The organism is Pseudomonas sp. ok266, assembly GCF_900110195.1.
GTDB lineage: Bacteria > Pseudomonadota > Gammaproteobacteria > Pseudomonadales > Pseudomonadaceae > Aquipseudomonas > Aquipseudomonas neuropathica.
The window spans coordinates 167,801-186,992 of sequence record NZ_FOCU01000013.1 but is presented as its reverse complement, the minus strand read 5'-3'; the positions used below and the strand labels follow the sequence as shown (position 1 = coordinate 186,992).

The window sequence follows — 19,192 nt, the reverse complement described above, 5'->3', positions numbered from 1 at the left end:
TTACTCCCCTTTGCCGCCGGCGGCTTTGTCAGCTGCCTGAGCGGGTGCCGGGTTCTTTTTGCCAACGTTGGTCGCTTCGGTCGGATTGACCTGAACACCTGGGCGCACGTATTGCAGCCCTTCGGTGATCAGACGATCGCCAGCCTTCAGGCCATCTTCGATCAGCCACTGGCTGCCGACGGTGCGGCTGGCCTTGAGCTGACGCAGCTCGACCTTGTTGTCGGCGCCGACGACCAGTGCGGTCGGGGTGCCTTTGAGGTCACGGGTCACGCCTTGTTGCGGCGCCAGAATGGCCGCAGCGTTGACACCGGCCTGCAACTGGGCGCGGACGAACATGCCCGGCAGCAGGGTGTGATCCGGGTTCGGGAACACCGCACGCAGAGTCACCGAACCGGTAGTCGGGTCGACCGTGACTTCGGAGAATTCCAGCTTACCGTCGAGCTTGTACTGGCTGCCGTCTTCCAGGGTCAGTTTGACCGCTGCCGAGTTTTCGCCGGACTTCTGCAGACGACCGCTTTCCAGCTCGCGGCGCAATTCCAGCAGTTCAACCGAGGACTGGGTGACGTCGACGTAGATCGGGTCCAGTTGCTGAATCGTCGCCATTGCGTCGGTCTGGCCATTGCTGACCAGTGCACCTTCGGTCACCGAAGAACGGCCGATACGACCGGAGATCGGCGCGTACACCTTGGTGTAACGCACGTTGATCTGCGCGCTCTGCAGCGACGCTTCCGATTCCATGCGGTTGGACACGGCGGTGTCGTATTCCTGGCGGCTCACGGCCTGCTCATCGACCAGTTGCTTGTAGCGGTCAGAGATCGACTTGGTCGAACGCAGGTTGGCTTCGGCGCTTTTCAGGGTCGCTTCATAGACCGACGGATCGATCTGATACAGCTGCTGGCCGGCTTTGACATCGCCGCCTTCCTTGAACAGACGCTTGAGAATGATGCCGTTGACCTGTGGACGCACTTCAGCGATGCGGAACGCACTGGTGCGGCCCGGCAGTTCAGACGTGAGGGTAAAGGCTTGTGGTTGCAGGGTGACGACGCCGACCTGAGGCGGTGGAGCGGCCGGTGCCGCTTCTTCCTTTTTACATCCGCTGAGCAGCGATGCCAGGGCGACGGCAGTGACCAGAGCGGTAACAGCTGGCTTGAATTGCATGAAGATCCTCGGGTCAGGCGCGCGAAAAGCGCACAAGAAGTGTGGAAGGGTAAAAATTGGGTACCGGGTGGATAAGTAGCTTGCTAAGGAATATACTTACGTTCATGGTTGTTTGTAAACACCTTTGCCACGTACCCACCCTGTTACAAAACTCGTCGCAAGGTTTGAAATTGTAGGCCGGGGAGCAGATCCGTGAGAGATCGCCCCCTCTTTATTCAGCGGATATTCAGCCATCCCTGAAACATCCTGTTTGAGGTTTTACTGTCATGGTCCGTCGTACCAAAGAGGAAGCTCAAGAAACCCGTAGCCAGATCCTGGAAGCGGCGGAGAAAGCCTTTTATGAAAGGGGTGTCGCTCGTACGACGCTGGCCGATATCGCGACAATGGCCGGGGTCACACGCGGTGCTATTTACTGGCATTTCAGTAACAAGGCCGATCTGGTCCAGGCCATGCTGGATTCGCTGCGTGAGCCGCTGGATGAATTGGCCAGGGCCAGCGAAAGTGAAGATGAACTTGATCCGTTGGGCTGCATGCGCCAACTGCTGATTCATTTGTTTCATCAAGTTGCGCTGGACCCGAAAACCCGGCGGATCAACGAAATTCTGTTTCATAAGTGCGAGTTCACCGATGAAATGTGCGATTTGCGCCAGCAGCGCCGGGACGTCAGTCTCGATTGCAACGAGCGCATCGCTCTGACGTTGCGTAATGCGGTCAATCGCGGCCAGTTGCCAGAAGATCTCGACACCGTCCGCGCGGCCATCAGTATTCACAGCTATATCGATGGCCTTCTGTATGGATGGCTTCTGGCGCCGGACAGCTTTGAGTTGCATGCCGAGGCCGAGCGTTGGGTCGATACAGGGTTGGACATGCTGCGCCTGAGCCCCAGCCTGCGCAAATGAAACAAAATGCGTAATTGACACCGCTTATGTCAATTGGCCTGCCTTTATATAGCTTCGCAGCGGGGGGAGTTTAAACGTAGCGAGCTACGCATTTTGTAGGGAATTTGTGTCTTCTGTGTGAATGAGTGTGAGCCGCTTGCCCTCACCCTAACCCTCTCCCAGAGGTAGAGGGGACTGACCGAGGTGTTCTTGCGAGATACGCCGACCTGAGATATCAGGTCGAACTCCAGATTTGAAAAGCACAAATATCGGCTCCCTCTCCCTAGGGAGAGGGCTGGGGTGAGGGGCTGCGTACTAAAAAGCGCAATCAATCTTCCGGCGAACACAAAAAAAGCCCCCAACTCTCACAAGTCGGGGGCTTTCGCGTTTCTGGGTGATGCCTTACAGCGCCGGATAGTCGATATAACCGACCGGGCCTTTCGCGTAGAACAACTCCGGACGCGCATCATTCAACGGCGCATCCGCCTTCAAACGAGCCGGCAGATCCGGGTTGGCAATGAACGGCACACCAAATGCCACGGCATCAGCCTTGCCGCTGGCCAGCCACTCATTAGCGCTGTCCTTGGTGAAGCGTTCGTTGGCGATGTAAGGGCCGCCGAACGCTTCTTTCAATTGCGGGCCGAGGCTGTCGGCGCCTTCTTTCTCACGGGAGCAGATGAACGCGATGCCGCGCTTGCCCAGTTCACGTGCGACGTAGGTGAAGGTTTCCGCCAGGTTGTCATCGCCCATGTCATGGGAGTCAGCGCGCGGTGCCAAGTGCACACCAACGCGACCAGCGCCCCAGACTTCGATCGCCGCATCTGTCACTTCCAGCAGCAGACGTGCACGGTTTTCCAGTGAGCCACCGTAGTTGTCGGTGCGCTGGTTGGTGCTGCTTTGCAGGAACTGGTCGAGCAGGTAACCGTTGGCGCCGTGGATTTCCACGCCGTCGAAACCGGCGGCTTTGGCGTTCTCGGCACCGGTGCGGTAAGCGTCGACGATGTCGGCGATTTCAGCGGTTTCCAGTGCACGCGGGGTTGGGTAGTCGGCCAGTGGGCGCACCAGGCTGACGTGACCTTTAGGCTGGATCGCGCTCGGTGCCACCGGCGCTTCACCGTTGAGGTACGACTCGTGGGAGATACGGCCCACGTGCCACAGCTGCAGGAAGATCTTGCCGCCAGCAGCGTGAATCGCTTTGGTCACGTTGGCCCAGCCACGCACTTGATCGTTGGACCAGATGCCCGGGGTGTCAGGATAGCCGACGCCCATTGGCGTTACCGAAGTGGCTTCGCTGAGGATCAGGCCAGCGGACGCGCGTTGTACGTAGTATTCAGCCATCAGCGCGTTCGGTACGCGGCCTTCGTCGGCGCGGCAGCGGGTCAGTGGGGCCATGATGATGCGGTTGGCCAACTCGACGTCGCCGAGTTTGATCGGATCAAAAATAGTTGCCATGTCTACAACCCTCGTAAGTGAAAATTAATCAGTTGGTAGCAGGGGCCAGATCGGCATTGCCGTTCTGGCGGAAAGTAATCAGGGTCACCAGCAAGGCGAGCACTGCCAGTGCGGCGGCTGCGAGCGGCACACTGGTCAGGCCGTAGCCGTGGGCGATGACGCTGCCGCCGACCCAGGCGCCGAGGGCGTTGCCGACGTTGAAGGCACCGATGTTCAGGGTCGAAACCAGGTTCGGTGCGGCTTTGCCGAAGGTCACCACGTTGACTTGCAGCGCCGGCACGGCGGCGAAACACGCGGTGGCCCAGAGGAACAGAGTGATTTCAGTCGGGATCAGCGCAACGCTGGTCCAGGTCAGCACGGTGGAAACCACGGCCATGGCGATGAACACGCCGATCAGCGTGGCGGCCATGCCCTTGTCGGCGAGTTTGCCGCCGATGATGTTGCCGACGGTCAGGCCCAGGCCGATCAGCATCAGCGTCCAGGTCACGCCACGGGGCGACACACCGGTGACTTCGCCGAGCAGCGGGGCGACGTAGGTGAACAGAGTGAAGACGGATGCGGCGAAGAGTGCAGTCATGCTCAGCGACAGCCAGATCCCGGCACCTTTGAGGGCGGCGAGTTCGGCGCGCATGTCGAGTTTTTCTTCGTCACGCTTGGCCGGCAGGAAGCGGATCAGGCCGATCAGTGCGATCACGCCGATGACGGTCACCGCCCAGAAGGTCGAGCGCCAGCCGTATTGCTGACCCAGCGCAGTGCCCAGCGGCACACCGAGGACGTTGGCCAGGGTCAGACCGGTGAACATCAACGCCACCGCCGACGCTCGCTTGTTGGCCGGCACCAGATTGGCCGCCACCACCGAACCGATGCCGAAGAACGCACCGTGGCACAGCGCGGTGATCACACGGGCAAACATCAGCACGTTGTAATCACTGGCAATCGCACACAGCAGGTTGCCGACAATAAAAATGCCCATCAACGCCACCAGCGCCGCTTTACGCGGCAGTTTGGCGGTGGCCATGGCCATGAACGGCGCACCGATGGCCACGCCGAGGGCGTATCCGGTCACCAGCCAACCGGCGCCGGGGATCGACACGCCGAGGTCGGCCGCCACATTGGGCAGCAGGCCCATGATGACGAATTCGGTGGTGCCGATGGCGAAGGCGCTCAAGGCGAGGATGAGTAGCGAGAGGGGCATGCAGGTTTCCTTGTCGGCTGGCTGACGTTAAGGGTCAGAGCTCTTTACTGAGGGTGCTGAGGAACGCCTGGATCACGTCCTCGTTACGTTTGAAAAAGTGCCATTGCCCGGCCTTCTGGCTGCTGATCAGGCCGGCGCGTTGCAACGTTGCGAGGTGTGCCGAAACAGTCGACTGCGACAGGCCGCAGCGCTGATCGATCTGCCCGGCGCAGATGCCGTATTCGTGGTTGTGCAACTGTTCCGGAAATTCGTTCTTCGGGTCTTTCAGCCAGTTGAGGATGTCTCGCCGTACTGGGTGCGCCAGGGCTTTTATTATTTCGTCGAGGTCGAGGTTCATGGCAGGGTGCTCACAATGTGTACAACGCTATATCGCGATGTGGCGAAATATAAATCGTTAGATCGCGATACACCAATATGATTTTGATCTGACGTCAGCATAAATTGGTATATCGCGTTATAACGATACGATGGTGTATGGATTGCTGGTCGCAGTGCTAAGCTGCGCCCATGAACTATCTCGCACATTTACACCTCGGTGGCCAGCGCCCCGGGCAACTGCTCGGCAGTCTGTATGGCGATTTCGTCAAAGGTCGGCTGCAAGGGCAGTTTGCGCCGGAGGTCGAGGCGGCCATTCAACTGCATCGGCGGATTGACGTGTTTACCGATCGTCATCCGTTGGTGGACGTTGCGTTGGGGCGGTTTTCCGATACGAGGCGGCGTTATGCCGGGATCGTCCTCGACGTGTTTTTCGATCATTGCCTGGCCCGGGACTGGCGGTTGTATGCCGATCAGCCGCTGGAGGTTTTCACCGCTGATGTGTATCGGGTGCTGACCCGCGAACGGCAACTGCCCGAGCGATTGGCGAAGATCGCCCCGCACATGGTCGCCAATGACTGGTTGGGTTCGTATCAGGAATTTGAAGTGCTGGAGCAGGTGTTGCGCGGGATCTCGCGGCGGCTGAGCCGGCCGGAAGAGCTGGCGGGGGCGATGGAGGAATTGCGGCGGTTGTATGAGCCGCTGAGTGACGACTTCCGCTTGTTCTACCCACAACTCCAGGACTTCGCACAAAACCCGTCAATGACATAAAACCAATGTGGGAGCGAGCTTGCTCGCGAAGGCGTCGTGTCAGCCAACATCAACTTTGAATGACATACCGCTTTCGCGAGCAAGCTCGCTCCCACAGGGGTGTGTATTTCAGGCAGCGATCAATTCGCCTGCGCGACGCGGTTCGGCCGGTTTCGCCACCTCACCAAACAACGCCTTCTGCACCGCCTGCTGTGCCTCGAATGCCAACGCCGCACGCTCACGCCCCTGACAGGCAATCGGCTTGAGCAGATGCACTTCAACATCGCCGCAATCATTGCTGAACAGGCGCATCAGGTGCGATAGCAGATCATCGTCACCAATAAACGGCGCCAGCGCATCGATCTCGCCATCACGCAGATAACGGATCGCCACCGGTTGCAGCATCACCTCGGAATCAATCGCCGCCGCCAGCAAGCGACCATGAAAGGTACGCAGCGAGCGCCCATCGGTGGTGGTGCCTTCCGGGAACATCAGCAAGGCGTGATCGGTTTGCAGGTGACGGGTCATCTGCTTGCGGATCAACTGGCTGTCGCCCGAGCCGCGACGGATGAACAGGCTGCCAGCCTTCGCCGCCAGCCAACCAGCCACCGGCCAGGTACGCACTTCAGCCTTGGACAGAAACGACAGCGGCGTGAGCATGCCGAGCAGCGGAATGTCGGTCCACGACACATGATTGCTGACCCACAGCATCGGCTGTTTCGGCAGCTCACCGTGAACCGTCACGCGAAAGGGCAGGGCATTGCTCAGGCGCGCCATGAAGAAGCGCGACCAGCGCTGACGCCGTTCCATCGAATGCGCCAGGCCAATCCGTTCAAACACGCCAAAGACAGTGGCCATGGTCAAGCCCAGCGCCACCACCAGCAGCACCCGCGCGATCCGCGCGTACACGCGCAGCCGGCTCATCACACGGCCGCCTTGAAGTGCTTGGCGTAGCGCGGGCAGAGTTCGTCGCGCTTGAGCAGGATGAACACGTCGGCGACCTGGAAGTCTTCGTCCCAGCACGGCTCGCCGCAGATCTTCGCGCCCAGGCGCATGTAGGCCTTGAGCAGCGGCGGCATTTCGGCGATCACGTTGGAAGGAATATCCAGCGTCGGCAGCGGATTTTTCGGCTCGGCGCGCAGGTGTTCGGTGCACAGATAACGTTCACGCAAACGCTGCATGATCGCGTGGGCCTGAATGCCGCCGTCCTGCATCGGAATGCTCGCGCAACCCATCAAGTAGCTGTAACCGCCCTGATTCAATACTTCGGCCAATTCGCCCCACAACACCGCAATGGTGCCGCCGTTGCGATAGGCCGGGTCGACGCAGGTGCGACCGATTTCGAGGATCGGGCCTTGCAGATGCGTCAGGCCGTGCAGGCTGAATTCTTCTTCGCTGTAAAACTTGCCGAGGCTGCTGGCAGCGGTGTGATCGAGCAGACGCGTGGTCGCGACCAAACGGCCGGTGTTCAAGTCACGCACGCCGATGTGGCTGCAGTGAACATCATAATCATCCATGTCCAGACCCAGTTCCGCGCCTTTCAGTTTGGCGTTGAACTCGCCGCTGAAGACGTTGAAGCGCAAGGCCTGGGCTTGCTGCAAGGCCTCGGCGCCGATCAGGCGTTCGGCTTGCAGGCGGCGTTCATTGCCGGTGTCGCTGATGCGGGCGATCTGAGTCATGTGAATCTCCGTACGGGCCTTTAACCCGTCGTGGGTTGCAGCCGATCGACTTTCTTTATGCAGCCGTGTTGTGCAAAGTCAGGCTATGTAGCCCCGGTGTCATCGCCATGAACGTTCGGTGATGCTTATATGACAGCCCACAAGGAGCCTCTTATGCCCTGGCCAGATCTGCTGCACCGCCGTGAACGATTGCCCGCCGTTGCTGACCTGGCCGAGGGTTTTGCGACGTTGTTGCAGCAACTGGGCAACGTCACCCCATTCGAATTGGCGGTCGCGGGCGGGCGGCGGATGGCGACGCCGGGGCTGGCGTTTCTGGTCGGTTATCAGGCGGCATTGCGCATGTTGTGGCCGAGTGCACCGCTGAGCCTCGGTGCGTTGTGTGCGACCGAACAGCGCAGTTTGCGTCCGGCGGACATGCAGACCCGGCTGACGGATTTACGTCTGAGCGGACGCAAGGATTTTGTCACCGCCGGCGATGCGGCGGACTGGTTGCTGATCGCCGCGCGCAGTGAAGAATCCGGTGAATCGCCGCGCCTGAGTCTGGCGGTGGTGTATCCCGGCGAACCCGGCGTGACCGTGGAGAAGCTGCCGGCGCTGCCGTTGATGCCTGACATCAGCCATGGTCGGCTGCAGCTTGATAACGCGTTGTGCGAGTTGTTGGCCGGCGATGGTTGGGACGCTTACGTCAAACCGTTTCGTACGTTGGAAGATGTTTATGTACTCAGCGCGATGACCGCGTGGCTGTTTGGCGTCGGCCAGGACAGTGACTGGCCGCAGGCGCTGCAATTGCGCTTGCTGGCGCTGTTGGCCGGGTGTGCGGAGGCGAGTCGGCAACCGCCGAACAATCCCGCCGGGCATGTGTTGTTGGCTGGGTTGTTTGCGCAGTTTGAGGCGCTGGAGGGGGAAGTGAGTCAAGCGTTGGCTGACGGTCCGGCAGAGTGGGCGCAGATGTGGCAACGCGATCAAGGCGTGATGCAGTTGGCGGCGGGGGCTCGGGCCAAGCGTCTGGCCAAGGCTTTGGCGCAGGCTTGACTGGCCTCTTCGCGAGCAAGCTCGCTCCCACAGTTTGATGGCATTCCAACTGAAGGAACTCGGTCAACTGTGGGAGCGAGCTTGCTCGCGAAGGCGGCCTCAACATCCCCACACATCTGTCATAAACCCCGGCTAGTCTCAGCAGGTTCATTCCCAGAGCCCTCCCAATGCGCAAAGGCCTGTCGCTGTTTCTGCTGCTGATCAGCTTCACCGTTCACGCCGAACAATGGCCGGGTGAAGCATGGCCAATCGGCACGACGATCACCGATACCGGAGCGCTGGAGAATTACGCCTTCCCACCCCGCGATGACAACACCCGCCAAGGCATCCGCACCGACGCACTGCTGATCATCCGCGACGGCCAGATCATCTACGAACGCTACGCCGGCCCGACCGCCGAACAAACCCCGCACCTGACCTGGTCGATCAGCAAAAGCCTGATGGCCACCGTCCTCGGTGTGGCGTACGGCGAAGGCCTGTTCAAACTCGAAGCCCCGGCCGTGCAGTTTTACCCGCCGCTGGAACAACACCCGGCCATCAAAATCGCCGACCTGCTGCACTGGGCCTCCGGTATCGACTGGCAGGAAGATTACGAATACGCGCCACTGAAATCCTCGGTGGTGGCGATGCTCTACACCCGCGGCCGTCGCGACATGGCCGCGTTCACCGCCGATCACGATGCTTACGCCGAACCGGGGCAGGCCTTCCGTTATTCCAGCGGCGACAGCAACCTGCTCGCGGCGGCGTTGAAAAATATCGTCGGCCCGCAGCGTTATCCGGATTATCCGTGGACGGCGTTGTTCGAACCGTTGGGCATCCGCCACGCCGTGTGGGAGACCGATGCCAACGGCACGTTTGTCGCTTCCTCTTATGCCTACCTGACCGCGCGGGATCTGGCGCGGGTCGGTTTGCTGATGGCTTGTGACGGGCGCTGGCATGATCGGCAGTTATTGCCCAAGGAGTGGGTGGCGTTCAGCCGCACTCCCTTCGCCGGTTACAAAGCCCATCAGGACGAAGCCGTGCCCGGCGGCCAATGGTGGCTCAATCGTCCAGCCGATGGCGCTGAATCGCCATGGCCCGCTGCACCGCCCGACACGTTTGCCGCCCTAGGGCATTGGGGCCAGGCGCTCTACGTGATCCCCAGTGAAAAACTGCTGATCGTGCGTTACGCCGATGACCGCGACGGCAGCTACAGCCATAACGAACTGCTCAAACACGTGCTGAAGGCGGTGCGGCCATGAAGCGCTTATTCCTGTTAATGCTGGTCCTGCTGCTCGGCTGGATCGTCTACGAGCGCGAAAACCTGTGGGCCTTCCCCGACATCATCAGCGCCTACACCGCCAAGGAATACTGTTCCTGTCGTTATGTGATGAATAACGATGCCGAGTATTGCCGTGGCTATGTAAAACAATGGCTGCCGACCAGCGCATTCACCGATGACAGCACCAACAAAACCATCACGGTCAGCGGCATGGGCCGCAGTAATCGCGCCCAGTGGTTGAGCGAACGGCAAGGCTGTCGCCTTAATCCCTGAAAACACCCGATGGTTTTTTGTGGGAGCGAGCCTGCTCGCGAATGCAATAGCAGGCGCACCTTCTCTGTTGAGACAGATGACGTCTTCGCGAGCAGGCTCGCTCCCACCGGGTGTGATCTTCAGTTTGCAATAACGGTCTGGGCGGTTAAGGTTCGTGCAGGTTTATCGGCCCTACGAGTGTTCAATGTTCAACCGCTCTCTCTGTGCAACCCTGTCCAGTCTGCTGCTCGCCAGCGTCGCATTGCCGGCGCAGGCCAATTGGTATCTGGACGGCGAGTCGTCGCGGCTGTCGTTTGTCAGCACGAAAAACACCCATATTTCCGAAGTGCAACGCTTTCTGGTGCTGCACGGCAAGGTCGACCCCAACGGTCGCGCCGAAGTCGAAGTCGAGATGGATTCGATCAACAGTGGCATCCCGCTGCGTGACGAGCGCATGCGCAAGGAGCTGTTCCAGATCGAGCAATTCCCCGAAGCGACCATCACCACCCAGATCGACCTGCGCCCAATCAACGATCTGGCCCCCGGTGCGCAGCTGGAATTGCGTCTGCCGCTGACCGTCAACCTGCACGGCAAGCAACACGAATACCCCGCTGAGCTGCTGGCGACGCGCCTCGATGACCGGCGTTTTCAAGTGGTCACCCTGGAGCCGCTGGTGATCAACGCCGAGGATTTCGATCTCGTGCCGGGGCTGGAAAGCCTGCGCAAACTTGCCGACCTGTCGGCCATCAGTCTGTCGGTACCGGTGGGTGCGGTGCTGATTTTCACGGCGCGCTGACATGCGCGGTGCGGTGTTTCCGTGGCGCGATGGCAACCGCTTCGAACTGTTGATCGATGGCCCGCAATTCTTCCCGCGCATGCTTGAGCAGATTGCTGGCGCGCAGGAGCAGATCGAACTCGAGTTGTATCTGGTCGAGGCCGGCGCCTGTGCCGAAACCATCGTGCAAGCGCTGGTGCTGGCCGCCGAGCGTGGCGTGCGCGTGCGTTGCCTGTTCGATGATTACGGCAGCCTCGCCTTTACGCTCAACCTGCGCCAGCGCCTGACGCACGCCGGGGTCGAACTGCGTTTCTACAATCGGCTGAACTGGCGGCGCTGGGTCGGCAATTTCTATCGTGATCATCGCAAGTTGCTGCTGGTCGATCAGCGTCTGGCGGTGGTTGGCGGCACCGGTGTCACCGATGAGTTCTGGACGCCGGGCCATGACACCAGCGAATGGCACGAAGTGATGGTCGAGATCAGCGGCCCGCTGGTGATCGACTGGCAATTGCTGTTTGATCGTCAGTGGATCGCCAATCGCTATCGCCGCGCCTGGCGCCCGGCCGCGCATTTCGGCTTGCCACGGTTACCACGGGTGCCGGACAAGGGCGAGGGCATGGGCCGCGTGGCGTATGCCGACGCCCGCCAGCACCGCGATATTCTGCAGTCGCTGTTCCGCGCTTTGAACAGTGGGCAAAAACGCATCTGGATGGCCACACCGTATTTCCTGCCGACCTGGAAAATCCGCCGCTCCCTGCGTAAGGCAGCGGCGCGCGGAGTCGATGTGCGGCTACTGCTGACCGGGCCGCGCACCGATCACCCGTCGGTGCGTTACGCCGGGCATCGCTACTACCCGCGACTGCTCAAGGCTGGCGTGCAGATCTTCGAATATCAGCCGTGCTTTCTGCATTTGAAAATGGTGCTGGTGGATGATTGGGTGAGCATTGGCTCGTGCAATTTCGATCACTGGAACTTGCGTTTCAATCTGGAGGCGAATCTGGAGGCGCTGGACCCGTCGTTGACGGCAGCGGTGCAGGCGAGTTTTCTGAAGGACTTCGGGCTGAGTCAGCAGGTGAGTCTGGAAGAATGGCAGCGCCGGCCGTTGTGGCGGCGGGTGAAGCAGCGGGTGTGGGGCTGGGTGGATCGGGTGGTGGTCAACATTCTCGACCGCCGCGGATAACCGCTCACCTGATGATCGTTCCCACGCTCTGCGTGGGAATGCAGCCCGTGACGCTCCGCGTCACTGGACGCGGAGCGTCCCTTGAGGCATTCCCACGCGGAGCGTGGGAACGATCAGCCGAGCAAAAACCGGTTACAGCAATTCAAAGCTCTGCTGCGTCACGCCCTGGGAATCCAGGCCGATCTGCACGTTGAACTTGCCAGGCTCCGCCGCGTACTTGAGCTGGGCGTTGTAGAACTTCAGGTCATCCTCGCTGATGGTGAAGTGCACGACTTTCTGTTCGCCGGCCTTGAGCATGATTTTCTGGAAGTTCTTCAGTTCTTTCACCGGGCGGATCATCGAGCCGGTGACGTCCTGAATGTACAACTGCACCACGGTTTCGCCGTCACGCTTGCCGGTGTTCTTGACCATGACGCTGGCGTCGAGTTTGCCGGTGGCGTTCAGGGTGGTCGACGACAGCGCCATGTCGCTGAGGGCGAATTGGGTGTAGCTCAGGCCATAACCGAACGGGAACAGCGGCCCGGTCGTGTCATCGAAATACTGCGAGGTGTAGTTGCCCGGTTTGCCCGGCGTGAACGGCCGGCCAATGCTCAGGTGGTTGTAGTAGGTCGGGATCTGGCCCACGGAGCGCGGGAAGGTCACCGGCAGTTTGCCCGACGGGTTGTAGTCGCCGAACAGCACGTCGGCGATGGCGTTGCCGCCCTCGGTGCCGCTGAACCAGGTTTCCAGAATCGCGTCAGCCGACTGGTTCTCTTCGAGAAGGGTCAGTGGGCGGCCGTTCATCAGCACCAGTACCAGCGGTTTGCCGGTGGCTTTCAGCGCGCGGATCAGCTCACGCTGGTTTTCCGGAATGTTCAGGTCGGTACGGCTGGAGGATTCGTGGGACATGCCACGGGATTCACCGACTGCCGCGACGATCACGTCAGCGTCCTTGGCGGCTTTCACCGCTTCGTCGATCAGCACGTTGGCCGGACGCGGATCGTCGACCACTTCCGGCGCATCGAAGTTGAGGAAGTTCAGGTAGTCGAGGACCTTCTTGTCGCTGGTGATGTTGGCGCCACGGGCGTAGATCAGGTTCGCCTTGTCACCGATCACCGAGCTCATGCCATCGAACAGGGTCACCGATTGCGCAGGCTTACCCGCTGCGGCCCAGCTGCCCATCATGTCGATCGGTGCTTTGGCCAACGGACCGACCAGTGCGACTTTCGCGTCTTTCTTCAGCGGCAGGGTTTCGTTCTGGTTCTTCAACAAAACCAAGCTGCGACGCGCCACTTCACGGGCCTCGGCACGGTGCAGACGGCTTTCGGCGTAGGTGTCGGCCGGATCGTCTTCAGCCTTGCCAATGCGCAGGTACGGGTCTTTGAACAGGCCCATGTCGTACTTGGCCGCGAGCACTTCACGCACGGCGTTGTCGATGTCTTTCTGTTCGATCTCGCCGGACTTGAGCAGCCCCGGCAGTTCTTTGCCGTACAGGGTGTCGTTCATGCTCATGTCGATACCGGCCTTGATCGCCAGCTTCGCCGCTTCACGACCGTCGCGGGCGACGCCGTGCTTGATCAGTTCAAAAATCGCGCCGTGGTCGCTGACCGCCAAGCCCTTGAAGCCCCAGTCTTTGCGCAGCAGATCATTCATCAGCCAGGTGTTGGCCGTGGCCGGAATGCCGTTGATCGAGTTCAACGCGACCATCACACCGCCGGCGCCGGCATCAATCGCGGCGCGGTACGGCGGCAGGTAATCCTGGTACATCTTCACCGGGCTCATGTCGACGGTGTTGTAGTCGCGACCGCCCTCGACCGCGCCGTACAGGGCGAAGTGCTTGACGCTGGCCATGATGCTGTCGGCCGCGCTCGGGGTGGCGCCCTGATAGGCGCGCACCATGACGCCGGCAATGCGTGAAGTCAGGTAGGTGTCTTCACCGAAGCCTTCGGAGCTGCGGCCCCAGCGCGGGTCGCGAGAGATGTCGACCATCGGCGCGAAGGTGATGTCGAGACTGTCGGCGGCGGCTTCCTTGGCGGCAACGCGCCCGGACTGACCGATGGCGTCCATGTCCCAGCTCGAAGCGAGGGCCAGTGGAATCGGGAAAATCGTACGGTGACCGTGGATCACGTCGTACGCGAAAAACATCGGAATCTTCAGGCGACTGCGCATGGCAGCATCCTGCATCGGCCGGTTTTCCGGACGGGTGATCGAGTTGAACGTGCCGCCGATGTTGCCGGCGGCGATTTCTTTACGGATCAGCTCTCGGGGCATTTCCGGGCCGATGCTGATCAGGCGCAACTGGCCGATCTTCTCGTCGAGGGTCATTTGCTTCATCAGGTTGCTGATGAACGCGTCCTTGTTTTCCAGGGGTACCGGGGTCGTGGCGGCCAATACTTGATGACTGGCCAGGCTGACGAACAGACCCAGCAAACACAGCTTCTTCATGAATAGTTTTCTCAAGGGCCCAAGCGGCAATGCAACGCCGGCCAGCCAAAATTTAGGGAGCGACTATTGTTGTTCGGGTACAGGCTCAAAGAAACAGAGCCAAAAAACGGCAGCCGACACTTGGCCGCATGATCACGCAGGGCACTTTTTAGCCCATTGCCCCGTCGTAATCCAGCGACGCGGTCGATTATGCCCCAACAGCCCGCTGAGAATGTTTCGCGCTCGGTTTTTATAATGATATGTGCCAAGGAGCATCACTGCGATGAATGTAAGCCCAACCAATCGCTCGCGTTTGCAGGTCGCCACACTGCTGGTGCTGGCCACGCTGTTGACCGCGTGCGGCATCAACAATATCCCGACCCTCGACGAACAGGCCAAAGCTGCGTGGGGCCAGGTGCAGAACCAGTACCAGCGCCGCGCCGACCTGATCCCCAACCTGGTGGAAACGGTGAAGGGTTATGCCAAGCATGAAGAGGAAACCCTCACGGCAGTGATTGAAGCGCGGGCGAAAGCGACCTCGATTCAGGTCGACGCCAGCACCCTCGACAATCCCGAGAAACTTAAGCAATTCCAGCAGGCGCAGGATCAACTGACCGGTGCATTGAGCCGCTTGATGGTGGTCTCAGAGCGCTATCCGGACCTGAAGGCCAACCAGAACTTCCTCGCCCTGCAATCGCAGCTGGAAGGCACGGAAAACCGCATTGCCGTGGCTCGCCGCGATTTCATTCTGGCGGTGCAGAAATACAACACCGAGATTCGCACCTTCCCCGGTCGCCTCTGGCACAGCGTGATGTACAGCGATCTGCCGATCCGCGAAACCTTCGAAGCCACCACGCCCGGCGCGGAAAAGGCCCCGGAAGTGAAATTCTGATTCGAGGTTGTCCATGCGTGTGTTGAAAATGGGCCTGGTGCTGATGCTGTGGCTGTTCGCCGTCAGCGCCCGGGCCGAGTTGATGTTCCCGGCGCTGAGCGGGCGGGTGGTGGACGAAGCGCAGATGCTCGAGCCGTCGGTGCGCACGCAACTGACCCAGCAGTTGCAGGCCCACGAACAGGCGACCGGCGAGCAGTTGGTCGTGGTCACGCTGCCGGATCTGCAAGGCACGACCATCGAGGACTTTGGCGTTCAACTCGGGCGTCATTGGGCGATTGGTCAAAAGGACAAGAACAACGGCGCGCTGCTGATCGTTGCCCGTGACGAGCGCAAACTGCGCATCGAAGTCGGTTATGGCCTGGAGGATCGGCTGACCGATGCGCAGACTTCAGTGATCATCCATCAAGTCATCACGCCCGCGTTCAAGAGCGGCAATTTCAGCAAAGGCATCAGCGACGGCGTGGCGGCGATGCTGGTGGTACTGGGTGGCAATCCGCTCGATGAACCGTCGACGGTGTATGAATCCACCGGTGATCCGTCCGATGATTTCATCTCGCGGCATCCGGCATTGTTTGTGTTTTTGGTGATGTTGTTCATCCTGACGGTGTTTGTCTGCCAGATGCTCGGTATCCTGCCTGCCGGCCGGGGCGGCTCTGGAGGAGGGGGCGGCTTCGGCGGTGGTGGCGGATTTGGCGGCGGCGGTGGAGGTGGAGGCTTCAGCGGCGGCGGGGGCAGTTTCGGCGGCGGTGGTTCGTCCGGCGGCTGGTGATATCAGAAGAATAATGAGCAGGCACTTTTCAACATGGCACTACTGACCGAACACGAACAACGCAAAGTCGCCGAGGCGATTGCCCGGGTCGAGCGCGACACCGACGCCGAACTGGTGACGGTGCTAGCCGCGCGCGCCGATGACTACGCGTACATCCCGCTGCTGTGGGCGAGCCTGTTGGCACTGGTGGTGCCGGGCGTCGTGCACTATCTGACCGGCTGGCTGACCCTGCGCAGTCTGCTGCTGGTGCAGTGGGGGGCGTTTATCGTGCTATGTCTGCTGTTTCGTTTGCCGAAAATCACCACTCATTTGGTCCCGCGTCGTGTACGGCACTGGCGCGCGTCGAACTTGGCGCGGCGGCAGTTTCTCGAGCAGAACCTGCATCACACGGTGGGCAGCACGGGAGTGCTGATTTTTGTGTGTGAAGCTGAGCGTTATGTGGAGATTCTGGTGGATGAGGGGATTTCCAAGCGGCTGGATAACAAGAGTTGGGATGCGATTGTCGCGGCGTTTACCGAGCAGGTCAGGCAGGGGCGCACGCTGGAGGGATTTGTGACGTGTATCGAGGCGTGTGGGGAATTGCTGAAAGTGCATGTGCCGGTGACGCAGGTGAGGAATGAGTTGCCGAATCGGTTGGTGGTGTTGGCCTGATAGCCTAAAAGCCAAAGCCCCTCACCCCAGCCCTCTCCCGGAGGGAGAGGGGGCCGACCGAGGTGTTCGGCGCTCGACATCGACCTGAAAAACCGTGTCGATTATGGGTTCAAGGCAAATCGTTCAAGTCGGTGTATCTCGTCAATATCCCCCAATCAGTCCCCTCTCCCTCCGGGAGAGGGCTAGGGTGAGGGTGCTTCTAACAACCGTTGGGTAAATAAGAGCGTGTCCCCAACCCCCATCCCCCCTAAAATACCCGCCATTCCCGATTCCGCCCGTCCGAGGCCGCTTTTTCATGTCCGTTACTGCCCCGTCCATCAAGCCTGCGCCCGATCACCACGCCCAGTTCATCGAGCTGCTGCAAGCCAGCCTCGAACAGAACGGCTTCATCAAACTGGTGCTGGCCAAATACGTCGGCGAAGAAGTGGATCTGCAGCGAGTCATCATCAAACCGGTGACGGTCAAGGCGCAGCCGAATCTGTCGTTCGTCTATCGCTACAAAACCCGCGACATCACCAAAAACCTGCCCTTGGCTGACGGCGTGGCGGCGATTGTCGAGCTGTTGCCGGTCTCTTTCAAAAATGCGCATTTACTCGCAGTCACTGATGAAGCCCAGCTCGAATACAGCAAAAAGGGCAAGAGCTCGCTGTTCAAGAGCAAACCTCAGCAATTGCGCGAAGCACCGTCCGCTGAGCACAACCGCGAGAAAAACCGCTTCCTCGAGTTGAGCCGACCGTTCCTCAAGGATCTGGGCGTAACCAATGCGCAACATGAGCTGATCCCGGCGATGTCACGCAAGTGGAAGCAGATCAACAAGTTCATCGAAGTGTTCAGCCATGCCCTGACCTCGTCGCCGCTGGCGCTGGACAAACCGGTGCGGGTGGCAGATTTCGGTTCGGGCAAGGGCTATCTGACGTTCGCCATTCACGATTACCTGCGCAACACCTTGAAGGCCGAGGGCGAGGTCACCGGCGTCGAGTTGCGTGAGGAAATGGTCAACCTGTGCAACGCCGCTGCTGCGAAACTCGATCACCCGGGGCTGGTGTTCAAGTGCGGTGACGTGCGCAGCGTGGCGCCGAGCGAGCTGGACGTGATGATCGCCCTGCATGCCTGCGACATCGCTACCGATTACGCGATCCACACCGGCATCCGTTCCGGCGCGTCGATCATCATGTGCTCGCCGTGCTGCCACAAACAGATCCGCCTGCAGATCCAGAGCCCAGCGTTGCTCAAGCCGATGCTGCAATATGGTTTGCACCTGGGGCAGCAGGCGGAAATGGTCACCGACAGCTTGCGCGCGCTGTTCCTTGAAGCCTGCGGTTACGAGACCAAGGTGTTCGAGTTCATCTCGCTGGAACACACCAACAAGAACAAAATGATTCTGGCGGTGAAGCGCGCCGAACCGGTGGACCCGGCGCAGTTGTTGGTGAAGATCGAAGAGTTGAAGGCCTTCTACAACATCAGCGAGCACTGCCTGGAAACCCTGCTGCGCGCTGACGGCTACCTCGCCTGACACAAAACCCTGTGGGAGCGAGCTTGCTCGCGAAGGGGCCATAACAGCCAACATCATCGTTGACTGTCAATCCGCCTTCGCGAGCAGGCTCGCTCCCACATGGGGTTTGATGGCGGTCTTGCGACCGAGCATGACAGTCGCAATCACGCCACACGCAAACACCCAGGTAATCGGCTCGACATGTTCACCAAAGAACAGCGCCGAAAACGCGATGGTGAAGAAAATCTGCAATAACTGGATCTGACTGACCCGGGCGATCCCGCCCATGGCCAGCCCTGCGTACCACGCGAAAAATCCGAGAAACTGCGAAAACAGCGCCACATACCCGAACGCCCACCAGGCCTTGGCCGACACCGCGCCCTGATGTTGCAGGGCCAGATACAGCACCGGCCCGATCAACAACGGCGTCGACAGCACCAGCGCCCAGCAGATCACCTGCCAGCCGCCCATCTCCTTGGCTAATCGACCGCCCTCGGCGTAACCCAAACCACCGACCGCAATCGCGCCGAGCATCAACAGATCACCCGCCTGAATACTGCCGGCACCGGTGTATAGCGCATAACCGAGCACCAACGCACTGCCCAACGCCGCGCAGGCCCAGAAGGCCTTTGACGGACGTTCGTGGGACAACCACGCGGCGTACAGCGCCACGCACAAAGGTTGCAGCCCGTTGACCAGCGCACCGTGGGACGCCGGCAATGTCTGCATGGCCCACGCCGACAACACCGGAAAACCCAGAATCACCCCGGCGATCACCAGGCTCAGGCCTTTGACTTGCTGCCACGTCGGCCATTTCTCGCGCCGCCACAAAAGCAGCAGCGCCGCCGGAATTGCCGCGAACAACGCGCGGCCCAAACCGTTGAGCAATGGATGCAGTTCCTGCACCACGATGCGGGTGAAGGGCAGGGTAAGGCTGAAGATCACCACGCCGAGCAGGCCGAGGGCCATGCCGGTGTTTTCGCGCGAGGACATGATGAGGGACCAGAATCGTAGGGCATTGGAAGGTGTCGTCATCTAGCCATAATCTGCGAATTTCG

General features: G+C 60.3%; 19 protein-coding genes. 11 read left to right on the top strand and 8 right to left on the bottom strand.

All coding sequences use genetic code 11. From position 1 onward, the window contains the following. Positions 1-1,158, bottom strand: coding sequence for an efflux RND transporter periplasmic adaptor subunit (locus BMY54_RS23795; RefSeq protein WP_093438624.1), 1,158 nt, complete (start codon positions 1,156-1,158; stop codon positions 1-3). A gap of 266 nt (positions 1,159-1,424) precedes the next feature. Between BMY54_RS23795 and emhR the strand changes: the two genes are divergently transcribed. Then, positions 1,425-2,057, top strand: coding sequence for an efflux system transcriptional repressor EmhR (gene emhR / locus BMY54_RS23790; protein ID WP_093438619.1), 633 nt, complete (start codon positions 1,425-1,427; stop codon positions 2,055-2,057). Positions 2,058-2,438: 381 nt separating this feature from the next. Here the strand turns inward: emhR and BMY54_RS23785 are convergent, their stop codons facing one another. From BMY54_RS23785 to BMY54_RS23775, 3 genes are read right to left on the bottom strand one after another with little or no spacing between them, the layout of a single operon-like run. Beyond that, positions 2,439-3,488 carry an alkene reductase gene (locus BMY54_RS23785; RefSeq protein WP_093438614.1) on the bottom strand — a complete coding sequence of 350 codons (1,050 nt, stop codon included), beginning with the start codon at positions 3,486-3,488 and terminating at the stop codon, positions 2,439-2,441. A gap of 28 nt (positions 3,489-3,516) precedes the next feature. Further along, complete coding sequence (locus BMY54_RS23780) at positions 3,517-4,683, bottom strand: MFS transporter (RefSeq protein WP_007917078.1); 1,167 nt, start codon at positions 4,681-4,683, stop codon at positions 3,517-3,519. 34 nt (positions 4,684-4,717) lie between these two features. Next, entirely contained in the window at positions 4,718-5,020 is a 303-nt protein-coding gene (locus BMY54_RS23775; protein ID WP_007917068.1) for an ArsR/SmtB family transcription factor, read from the bottom strand. Between the two features lie 170 nt (positions 5,021-5,190). Here BMY54_RS23775 and BMY54_RS23770 point away from each other — a divergent pair, with 170 nt between their 5' ends. Further along, a complete protein-coding gene (locus BMY54_RS23770) occupies positions 5,191-5,769 on the top strand; it encodes an acyl carrier protein phosphodiesterase (protein WP_093438609.1) in 579 nt (192 codons plus the stop codon). 108 nt (positions 5,770-5,877) lie between these two features. On the opposite strand, the gene BMY54_RS23765 is transcribed toward BMY54_RS23770, so the two are convergent. After that, the gene (locus tag BMY54_RS23765; protein WP_093438604.1) at positions 5,878-6,672 is read right to left on the bottom strand and encodes a lysophospholipid acyltransferase family protein; all 795 of its coding nucleotides are present in this window, start codon (positions 6,670-6,672) and stop codon (positions 5,878-5,880) included. Beyond that, positions 6,672-7,427, bottom strand: a complete 756-nt coding sequence (gene olsB, locus BMY54_RS23760) for an L-ornithine N(alpha)-acyltransferase (protein WP_093438600.1) — start codon at positions 7,425-7,427, stop codon at positions 6,672-6,674. Before olsB ends, BMY54_RS23765 begins: the two co-directional genes overlap by 1 nt. A 153-nt stretch (positions 7,428-7,580) precedes the next feature. Between olsB and BMY54_RS23755 the strand changes: the two genes are divergently transcribed. The 5 genes from BMY54_RS23755 to BMY54_RS23735 all read left to right on the top strand — a co-directional run bounded on the left by BMY54_RS23755 (position 7,581) and on the right by BMY54_RS23735 (position 11,927). Further along, positions 7,581-8,459, top strand: coding sequence for an acyl-CoA dehydrogenase middle domain-containing protein (locus BMY54_RS23755; RefSeq protein WP_093438595.1), 879 nt, complete (start codon positions 7,581-7,583; stop codon positions 8,457-8,459). Positions 8,460-8,626: 167 nt separating this feature from the next. Beyond that, positions 8,627-9,700: a serine hydrolase domain-containing protein gene (locus BMY54_RS23750; RefSeq protein ID WP_093438590.1), complete on the top strand. Its 1,074-nt coding sequence runs from the start codon at positions 8,627-8,629 to the stop codon at positions 9,698-9,700. Next, a complete protein-coding gene (locus BMY54_RS23745) occupies positions 9,697-9,993 on the top strand; it encodes an amidase (protein ID WP_093438586.1) in 297 nt (98 codons plus the stop codon). Before BMY54_RS23750 ends, BMY54_RS23745 begins: the two co-directional genes overlap by 4 nt. A gap of 184 nt (positions 9,994-10,177) precedes the next feature. Continuing rightward, on the top strand, positions 10,178-10,768 hold the full coding sequence (locus BMY54_RS23740) for a YceI family protein (RefSeq protein ID WP_093438581.1): 591 nt from the start codon (positions 10,178-10,180) through the stop codon (positions 10,766-10,768). Position 10,769: 1 nt separating this feature from the next. Further along, the gene (locus BMY54_RS23735; RefSeq protein ID WP_093438576.1) at positions 10,770-11,927 is read left to right on the top strand and encodes a phospholipase D-like domain-containing protein; all 1,158 of its coding nucleotides are present in this window, start codon (positions 10,770-10,772) and stop codon (positions 11,925-11,927) included. A gap of 132 nt (positions 11,928-12,059) precedes the next feature. Here the strand turns inward: BMY54_RS23735 and bglX are convergent, their stop codons facing one another. Continuing rightward, complete coding sequence (gene bglX / locus BMY54_RS23730) at positions 12,060-14,351, bottom strand: beta-glucosidase BglX (RefSeq protein ID WP_093438571.1); 2,292 nt, start codon at positions 14,349-14,351, stop codon at positions 12,060-12,062. Positions 14,352-14,613: 262 nt separating this feature from the next. Between bglX and BMY54_RS23725 the strand changes: the two genes are divergently transcribed. The 4 genes from BMY54_RS23725 to BMY54_RS23710 all read left to right on the top strand — a co-directional run bounded on the left by BMY54_RS23725 (position 14,614) and on the right by BMY54_RS23710 (position 18,155). Beyond that, on the top strand, positions 14,614-15,222 hold the full coding sequence (locus BMY54_RS23725; protein WP_093438567.1) for a LemA family protein: 609 nt from the start codon (positions 14,614-14,616) through the stop codon (positions 15,220-15,222). A 13-nt stretch (positions 15,223-15,235) separates the two neighbouring features. After that, on the top strand, positions 15,236-15,991 hold the full coding sequence (locus tag BMY54_RS23720) for a TPM domain-containing protein (RefSeq protein WP_093438562.1): 756 nt from the start codon (positions 15,236-15,238) through the stop codon (positions 15,989-15,991). 33 nt (positions 15,992-16,024) lie between these two features. Then, the gene (locus BMY54_RS23715) at positions 16,025-16,642 is read left to right on the top strand and encodes a TPM domain-containing protein (RefSeq protein ID WP_093438557.1); all 618 of its coding nucleotides are present in this window, start codon (positions 16,025-16,027) and stop codon (positions 16,640-16,642) included. 295 nt (positions 16,643-16,937) lie between these two features. Further along, on the top strand, positions 16,938-18,155 hold the full coding sequence (locus tag BMY54_RS23710) for a class I SAM-dependent methyltransferase (protein ID WP_093438552.1): 1,218 nt from the start codon (positions 16,938-16,940) through the stop codon (positions 18,153-18,155). Between the two features lie 66 nt (positions 18,156-18,221). Here the strand turns inward: BMY54_RS23710 and BMY54_RS23705 are convergent, their stop codons facing one another. Then, complete coding sequence (locus BMY54_RS23705; protein WP_093438548.1) at positions 18,222-19,127, bottom strand: DMT family transporter; 906 nt, start codon at positions 19,125-19,127, stop codon at positions 18,222-18,224. Positions 19,128-19,192: the final 65 nt, after the last annotated feature.

Coding starts and splice junctions, on each gene's coding strand:
- BMY54_RS23795 (WP_093438624.1), bottom strand. CDS start 1,158: ATGCAATTCAAGCCAGCTGTTACCGCTCTGGTCACTGCCGTCGCCCTG.
- emhR (WP_093438619.1), top strand. CDS start 1,425: ATGGTCCGTCGTACCAAAGAGGAAGCTCAAGAAACCCGTAGCCAGATC.
- BMY54_RS23785 (WP_093438614.1), bottom strand. CDS start 3,488: ATGGCAACTATTTTTGATCCGATCAAACTCGGCGACGTCGAGTTGGCC.
- BMY54_RS23780 (WP_007917078.1), bottom strand. CDS start 4,683: ATGCCCCTCTCGCTACTCATCCTCGCCTTGAGCGCCTTCGCCATCGGC.
- BMY54_RS23775 (WP_007917068.1), bottom strand. CDS start 5,020: ATGAACCTCGACCTCGACGAAATAATAAAAGCCCTGGCGCACCCAGTA.
- BMY54_RS23770 (WP_093438609.1), top strand. CDS start 5,191: ATGAACTATCTCGCACATTTACACCTCGGTGGCCAGCGCCCCGGGCAA.
- BMY54_RS23765 (WP_093438604.1), bottom strand. CDS start 6,672: ATGAGCCGGCTGCGCGTGTACGCGCGGATCGCGCGGGTGCTGCTGGTG.
- olsB (WP_093438600.1), bottom strand. CDS start 7,427: ATGACTCAGATCGCCCGCATCAGCGACACCGGCAATGAACGCCGCCTG.
- BMY54_RS23755 (WP_093438595.1), top strand. CDS start 7,581: ATGCCCTGGCCAGATCTGCTGCACCGCCGTGAACGATTGCCCGCCGTT.
- BMY54_RS23750 (WP_093438590.1), top strand. CDS start 8,627: ATGCGCAAAGGCCTGTCGCTGTTTCTGCTGCTGATCAGCTTCACCGTT.
- BMY54_RS23745 (WP_093438586.1), top strand. CDS start 9,697: ATGAAGCGCTTATTCCTGTTAATGCTGGTCCTGCTGCTCGGCTGGATC.
- BMY54_RS23740 (WP_093438581.1), top strand. CDS start 10,178: ATGTTCAACCGCTCTCTCTGTGCAACCCTGTCCAGTCTGCTGCTCGCC.
- BMY54_RS23735 (WP_093438576.1), top strand. CDS start 10,770: ATGCGCGGTGCGGTGTTTCCGTGGCGCGATGGCAACCGCTTCGAACTG.
- bglX (WP_093438571.1), bottom strand. CDS start 14,351: ATGAAGAAGCTGTGTTTGCTGGGTCTGTTCGTCAGCCTGGCCAGTCAT.
- BMY54_RS23725 (WP_093438567.1), top strand. CDS start 14,614: ATGAATGTAAGCCCAACCAATCGCTCGCGTTTGCAGGTCGCCACACTG.
- BMY54_RS23720 (WP_093438562.1), top strand. CDS start 15,236: ATGCGTGTGTTGAAAATGGGCCTGGTGCTGATGCTGTGGCTGTTCGCC.
- BMY54_RS23715 (WP_093438557.1), top strand. CDS start 16,025: ATGGCACTACTGACCGAACACGAACAACGCAAAGTCGCCGAGGCGATT.
- BMY54_RS23710 (WP_093438552.1), top strand. CDS start 16,938: ATGTCCGTTACTGCCCCGTCCATCAAGCCTGCGCCCGATCACCACGCC.
- BMY54_RS23705 (WP_093438548.1), bottom strand. CDS start 19,127: ATGTCCTCGCGCGAAAACACCGGCATGGCCCTCGGCCTGCTCGGCGTG.